The sequence below is a fragment of the Variovorax sp. P4_B10 genome (assembly GCF_056402375.1).
This window is the reverse complement of the sequence record NZ_JBFUHN010000049.1, coordinates 44658-51271: the sequence shown is the minus strand read 5'-3', so window position 1 is coordinate 51271 and position 6614 is coordinate 44658. Positions and strand designations below refer to the sequence as shown.

The following is a 6614-nucleotide window of genomic DNA, read 5'->3' as shown; positions in this document are numbered from 1 at the left end:
GCACCCGGTGCCCTGTGCACGAGAGGCGCGGCTGTTGTGCTGGCCGATCAACCAGTGCTCTGAACGATCACACCGTCGGCGTGATCGCGCCCTGAACAGCGGGCGTCAAACACCCTCAGGGCTTGCCAGCACGTAGTGGCTTCATGTGCTGCCGTGCCATGGCCAGGAAGGCCAGGGCAGCCGGGCTGAGCGGGTGCTTGGCCAGCCGGACGGCGACCACGGGGTATTCCAGCGTGGGGCGCGTCACGGCCACCGCGCGCAGGTTGGCGGGCATCAGCACCTCCACATAGCGCGGCAGCAGGGCCACGCCGGCGCCCGACTGGATGAGGCCGAAGGCCGTCGACAGCATCGACACGTGATGCACCACGCGCGGGTACACATTGGCCACGCTCGAGAGCTGGCGGCTCACGGCGCGCCACACGTTGGCGTCCGGGTTGACGTGGATGAAGGGCTGCGACTCCAGGTGCTTCGCATCGACCACCACGCGCTGCGCCAGCGGATGGTCCTCGCGCACGTAGAGCGCCATGCGCTCCGTAAACAGCAACTCGGTCGCCAGCTCCGAGTGCTTCTGCCCGATGTCCGAGCCGAAGCCCAGGTCGGCCTCCTGCGAGAGGATGCGTGAAATCATCTGCTCCGCCGTGCTGTCGAGCAGCGTGGTCGCGAGCGTCGGATGCTGCCGGGAGAAGCGGCCGAGCATCGGCGGCAGCAGGGCGCCCGCCGTGAGGTGGCCCACCGCCAGCACCACGCGCCCTTCGCGCAGCTGCGACTGCGACCGGCAGGCTCCGACCGATTCGTCGATCAGCCGCAGCGCACGCACGGCCGTCTCGACCATCACCTGCCCCGCGCTGGTCAGCTGGATGCGGCGGCCCCGCACGACCAGCGGCTGGCCGAGTTCCTCTTCCATGCGCTTGATCAGGTGGCTGATGGCCGGCTGCGTCAACTGCAGGCTTTCCGCCGCCAGCGTGAAGCTGCCCGATTCGGCGACCGCCGCCAGCGCCCGGAGCTGCTGCAGCGAGACCTCTTCCGTGGCGTTTTTTGTCATAAGCAGCGCTCATAGTTGAATAAGCGGGATTATCTGGCTTGATGTGCGGCGGGTGCATAGCATGCAAGGTTTCTCCACGGGGCCAGAATCCAGCACCATGAAAAGAATCCAGTTCCTTCAAGGGGTCGCCGTTGCGCTTCTGTGCATGGCCGCGTCGTCCGCCAGCCTGGCCCAGGGCTACCCGAACAAGCCGATCCGGCTCATCGTGCCGTTCCCCGCGGGCGGCGCCACCGACCTCTTTGCCCGCACGCTCGGGCAGAAGATGGGCGAGAAGCTCGGCACCACGCTGATCGTCGACAACAAGCCCGGCGCCGGCGGTGCCATCGGCTCCGACCAGGCCGCCAAGGCCGCGCCCGACGGCAACACGCTGCTGCTGGCCACCACCAGTACGCACTCGATCGGCCCCGCCGTCATGCCCCGGCTGCCCTACGACACGGTGCGCGACTTCACGCCCATCGGGCATGTGGGCGATGCGCCGAGCATCATGCTGGTGCCGGTCGATTCGCCCGCGAAGACCGTGCGCGAATGGATCGAGTACGCGAAGAAGAACCCCGGCAAGCTCAACTACGGCTCGAGCGGCAACGGCACCATCGTGCAGCTCACGGCCGAGCTCTTCAAGGCACAGGCCGGCGTGTTCGTCACGCACATTCCCTACAAGGGCACCGCGCTCGCCATTCCCGACCTGATCAGCGGCAAGATCGACGTGCTGTTCGACTCGCTGCCCACCGGCATGCCGCACGTGCGCGACGGCCGCTTGCGCGCCCTGGGTGTCACGACGCTCAAGCGAAGCCCGCTGGCGCCGGAGCTGCCCCCGATTGCCGATACGCTGCCGGGCTACGAGTCGAACACCTGGTTCGGCTTCTACGGTCCGAAGAATCTGCCTGCGGACATCGTGGCGCGCGTCAACAAGGCGGCGAACGATGCGCTGGCCGATCCCGAGGTGAAGGACAAGCTCGCGCGCCTGGGCATCGAACCCGCCGTTGCGGGCACACCCGACCAGTTCGCCAAGATGGTGGCAGCCGACGCCGCCAAGTGGAAAAAAATCGTGGTCGAACGCAAGATCACCAACGAATAACGAGACGCCGACATGAACTTCGACTTCAACAACCCCTACCTCTCGACCCGTATTCCGATCTTCGCGCGCAACGTGGTGTCGACCTCGCACCCGCTGGCCGCGCAGGCCGGGTTGCGCATGCTGCAGCAGGGCGGCAATGCCGTCGACGCGGCCATCGCCACCGCCGCCGTCATGACGCTGGTCGAGCCCGTGAGCAACGGCCTGGGCAGCGATGCCTTCTGCATCCTGTGGGACGGCAAGGAGTTGCACGGCCTCAACGCCTCGGGTCCCGCGCCCAGGGCCTGGACGCCCGAGTACTTCAAGGCCAAGTACGGCGCCGACGCCGCCACGCCGCCGATGCGCGGCATCGACTCGGTCACGGTGCCGGGCGCGGTGCGCGGCTGGGTGGCGATGAGCGACCGCTTCGGCAAGCTGCCGTTCGCCGACCTGCTGGCGCCGGCCATCGACATCGCAGAGCGCGGCTACCTCGTGCCGCCGGTGGTGCAGGGCAAGTGGGCCGCGGCTGCGTCGCTGCTGGCGTCGCAACCGGGCTTTGCCAAGACCTTCCTGCCTTGGGGCCGTGCGCCCGAGGTGGGGGAGATGTTCCGCTTCACCGCCGCAGCACGCGCCCTCAAGGCCATTGCCCGCACCAAGGGCGAGGCCTACTACAGCGGCGAGATCGCCGAGGCGCTCGCGAAGTTCTCGGCCGCGCAGGGCGGCTCGCTCACGGTGGCCGACCTCGCGGCCTACCAGCCCGAGTGGGTCCAGCCGATCTCGCGCGACTACCGCGGCCACACGCTGCATGAGATTCCGCCCAATGGCCAGGGCATTGCGGCGCTGATCGCGCTCGGCATCCTCGAGAAGTTCGACATCGCTTCGCTGCCGGTCGACTCGGTCGCTTCGCAGCACCTGCAGATCGAAGCCATGAAGCTGGCCTTCGCCGACGTCTACCGCTACGTGTCGGAGCCATCGTCGATGACGGTGACCCCCGCGCAAATGCTCGATGACGCGTATCTCGCATCCCGTGCCAGACTCATCGACGTGAAAAAGGCACAGGACTTCAAGGCCGGCAACCCCGTCAAGGGCGGCACCATCTACCTCACTGCGGCGGACGAGAGCGGCATGATGGTGAGCTTCATCCAGAGCAACTACATGGGCTTCGGCTCGGGTTGCGTGGAGCCCGAATTCGGCATCAGCCTGCAGAACCGCGGCCACGGCTTCAGCCTCAAGGCCGAGAGCCCGAACGTGGTGGCGCCGGGCAAGCGGCCGTTCCACACCATCATCCCGGCCTTCCTCACCAAGGACGGCCAGCCGGTCATGAGCTTCGGCGTGATGGGCGGCAACATGCAGCCCCAGGGCCACATGCAGACGCTGGTGCGAATGCTCGACTACAAGCAGAACCCGCAGGCCGCCTGCGATGCGCCGCGCTGGCGCTTCAACGCGGGGCTCGAGATCAACGTCGAGGCCGCGATGAACCCGGACACCGTGCAGGGCCTGCGCGACCTCGGCCATCACCTCGACGTGATCGACGATTCGTACCAGGACTTCGGCGCCGGCCAGTTCATCTGGCGCGCGGGCGATCCGTCGGTCGAAGGCTACGTGGCTGCGAGCGACCCGCGACGCGACGGCGCGGCTGCAGGTTTTTGACGATCACGCGATGATCAGGGGATGACCAAGACCGCCGTACAGACCGGCATCCCCCCCTCGCAGAGCGGCGCAAAGAGCATTGCGCCCGGCCTCATCCTCGCCTCGCTGGGCGCCATTGCCTTCAGCGGCAAGGCGATCATCGTCAAGCTGGCCTACCGCTACGGCGTCGATGCCATCACGCTGATCATGCTGCGCATGCTGTTCGCGCTGCCGCTGTTCGCCGTGATGGCGTGGTGGGCCGGCCGCGGCAAGCCGGCCCTTGGCTTCCGCGACTGGCTCGGCGTGATCGGGCTCGGCTTCTCGGGCTACTACCTTGCGAGTTTTCTGGACTTCGCGGGGCTCGCCTACATCTCGGCCAGCTTCGAGCGGCTGATCCTGTATCTCAACCCCACGCTGGTGCTGCTGTTCGGCTGGATCCTGTACCGGCGGCGCGCCACGCGCCCGCAGGTGCTGGGCATGATCGTGAGCTACGCCGGTGTGCTGCTGGTGTTCGGCCACGAGCTCTGGACCGGTGGCGGCGGCAAAGGCGGTGGCGCGGCGGCCTGGGGCGCGTTTCTCGTGTTCCTGAGCGCAGTGAGCTATGCCGGCTACCTTGTCTACAGCGGCGAATTCGTCAAGCGCCTTGGGTCGCTGCGGCTCGTGGGTCTTGCCACCACCGTGGCCTGCGTGCTGTGCATCCTGCAGTTCGTGCTGACGCGGCCGATGAGCGTGGCCTTCGAGGTCGCGCCCGAGGTGATCTGGCTGTCGGTGCTCAATGCCACGCTGTGCACGGCCGTGCCCGTCCTCATGGTGATGATGGCCATCGAGCGCATCGGCCCCGCCGTGGCCGCGCAAACCGGCATGATCGGGCCTCTCTCGACCATCCTCATGGGGGTGGTCATATTGGGCGAGCCGTTCACCGCGTGGATCGCGGCCGGCACGGTGCTCGTGATCGCGGGCATCTTCGTTTTCACACGCAAGGGGCGCTGAAGCCCCTGCAGGACCGACTGGAGCAACAACATGGATTTGGGCATTGCAGGCAAGACCGCGCTGGTGTGCGGCGCGAGCAAGGGGCTCGGCTACGGCTGCGCCGAGGCGCTGGTGCGCGAAGGCGTCAACGTGGTGATCGTGGCGCGCGGCGCCGAGGCGCTGGAAGCAGCTGCGAAGAAGCTGACCGAGGCGACGGGCGCGTCGGGCCCGTTCGTCAAGCACGTCGCGGCCGACATCACGACCGAAGCCGGCCGCGCAGCGGTGTTCGCGCTGGGGCACGACTTCGACATCGTCGTCACCAACGCCGGCGGCCCGCCCCCCGGCGACTTCCGCAACTGGGACCGCGAAGCGTGGATCAAGGCGGTCGACGCCAACATGCTCACGCCCATCGAACTCATCAAGGCGACCGTCGATGGCATGGCCAAGCGCGGCTTCGGGCGCATCGTCAACATCACCTCCAGCTCGGTGAAGTCGCCCATCGATATCCTGGGCCTGTCGAACGGTGCGCGCAGCGGCCTCACCGGTTTCGTGGCCGGCGTGGCACGCACTCCCATCGCGGCGCAGGGCGTGACCATCAACAACCTGCTGCCCGGCTCCTTCGACACCGACCGCCTCAAGGGCACGATGGCCGGCGCGGCCCAGAAGTCGGGCCAGGACTTCGACACCGTGTGGGAAGCCCGCAAGAAGAACATTCCGGCCAGGCGCTTCGGCACGCCGGCCGAGTTCGGCGCCATCTGCGCCTTTCTCTGCAGCATGCAGGCCGGCTACATGACCGGGCAGAACGTGCTGGCGGACGGCGGCGCCTACCCCGGCACGTACTGAGCTCGCCCCCAGGCTGCGCGCACTTCGTGTTGTATTGAGCTCGCCCCCAGGCTTCGCGCACTTCGTGTCGCTCCTCCTACCCCCTACCGGGGGCAACACCTGAGGCCCGGCGAAGCCGGTTCCTCGGTGTCCGCTTGAAGGGAGCGTTGTTGGATCAGCGCCTTGACGACACCACGATCCCGCCGACGATCAGCACGAACGCCACGCCGTGGTACCAGTGCGGCGGTTCGCGCAGGAAGGCGGCCGACAGCAGCGCGGCGAACAGCGGCGTGAGGTTCATGAAGATGCTCGCTGCCTGCGGACCCGCGCGCTGCACGCCCGTGCCCCAGCAGCGGTAGGCGACCACCGCGGGGCCGACGCCGATGAATGCCATGGCGGCGATGAGCGGCCAGCCGAGGTCGATGTGCGCAGCGGTCAGCGTCCACTCGCCGGCGGCCAGGGCGCCCGACCATGCGAGGCCGAAAACGAGCTGTGCCATCAGGAAGGCGGCCCAGTCCTGCCGCGCCTGCTTCGGCTCGTGCGTGCGCGCCAGCAGCCAGCTGTAGAAGGCCCAGGCGATGGTGCCCAGGATCATGTAGAGGTCGCCCGGCACCAGGCGCAGCGCCAGCAGCTGCCGCCATTCGCCGCGGCTCAGCACCAGCAGCACGCCCAGCATCGACAGCAGCGCACCGCCGGTCTCGCGTGCACTGAAGCGGGCACCGAAGAAAAGCATGCCGGTGGCGAGCATCCACAGCGGCAGGCTGGAGCCCACCAGCGTGGTGTTGATCGGCGTGGAGGTCTGCAGCGCCAGATACTGGAGCGCGTTGTAGAGACCGATGCCCAGCAGCCCGAGCAGCGCGTAGCGCTTCCAGTGGGCCCAGAGCGGGCTGTTCAGGCGCAGGACGGACGCCGCGAACGGCAGCAGCAGCACGAACGCGATGATCCAGCGCACGAAGTTCAGCGTGAGCGGTGACACCAGATCGCGCACCAGGCGGCCCACCACGGCATTGCTGGCCCACAGCAGCGGCGGAACGGTGAGCAGGAGGGCGGTGAGGGGCGTGAGGCGCGGCTGTGTCTGCATGGCCGCCGACTCTACCGGCA

The 6614-nt window shown here is 67.9% G+C and carries 6 protein-coding genes; 4 read left to right on the top strand and 2 right to left on the bottom strand.

Annotated features, from left to right (window positions below; all coding sequences use genetic code 11):
* Positions 1 to 115: 115 nt before the first annotated feature.
* On the bottom strand, positions 116 to 1042 hold the full coding sequence (locus AC1DXX_RS21745) for a LysR family transcriptional regulator (RefSeq protein ID WP_478136287.1): 927 nt from the start codon (positions 1040 to 1042) through the stop codon (positions 116 to 118).
* Between the two features lie 97 nt (positions 1043 to 1139).
* On the opposite strand from AC1DXX_RS21745, the gene AC1DXX_RS21740 reads away from it, so the two are divergent.
* From AC1DXX_RS21740 to AC1DXX_RS21725, 4 genes are read left to right on the top strand one after another with little or no spacing between them, the layout of a single operon-like run.
* Positions 1140 to 2117, top strand: coding sequence for a Bug family tripartite tricarboxylate transporter substrate binding protein (locus AC1DXX_RS21740; RefSeq protein ID WP_478136286.1), 978 nt, complete (start codon positions 1140 to 1142; stop codon positions 2115 to 2117).
* A gap of 12 nt (positions 2118 to 2129) precedes the next feature.
* Positions 2130 to 3743, top strand: coding sequence for a gamma-glutamyltransferase family protein (locus AC1DXX_RS21735; protein ID WP_478136285.1), 1614 nt, complete (start codon positions 2130 to 2132; stop codon positions 3741 to 3743).
* 21 nt (positions 3744 to 3764) lie between these two features.
* On the top strand, positions 3765 to 4712 hold the full coding sequence (locus AC1DXX_RS21730; protein WP_478136284.1) for a DMT family transporter: 948 nt from the start codon (positions 3765 to 3767) through the stop codon (positions 4710 to 4712).
* Between the two features lie 30 nt (positions 4713 to 4742).
* On the top strand, positions 4743 to 5534 hold the full coding sequence (locus AC1DXX_RS21725; protein WP_478136283.1) for an SDR family oxidoreductase: 792 nt from the start codon (positions 4743 to 4745) through the stop codon (positions 5532 to 5534).
* Between the two features lie 154 nt (positions 5535 to 5688).
* On the opposite strand, the gene AC1DXX_RS21720 is transcribed toward AC1DXX_RS21725, so the two are convergent.
* Positions 5689 to 6594, bottom strand: a complete 906-nt coding sequence (locus tag AC1DXX_RS21720; protein WP_478136282.1) for a DMT family transporter — start codon at positions 6592 to 6594, stop codon at positions 5689 to 5691.
* Positions 6595 to 6614 lie beyond the last annotated feature (20 nt).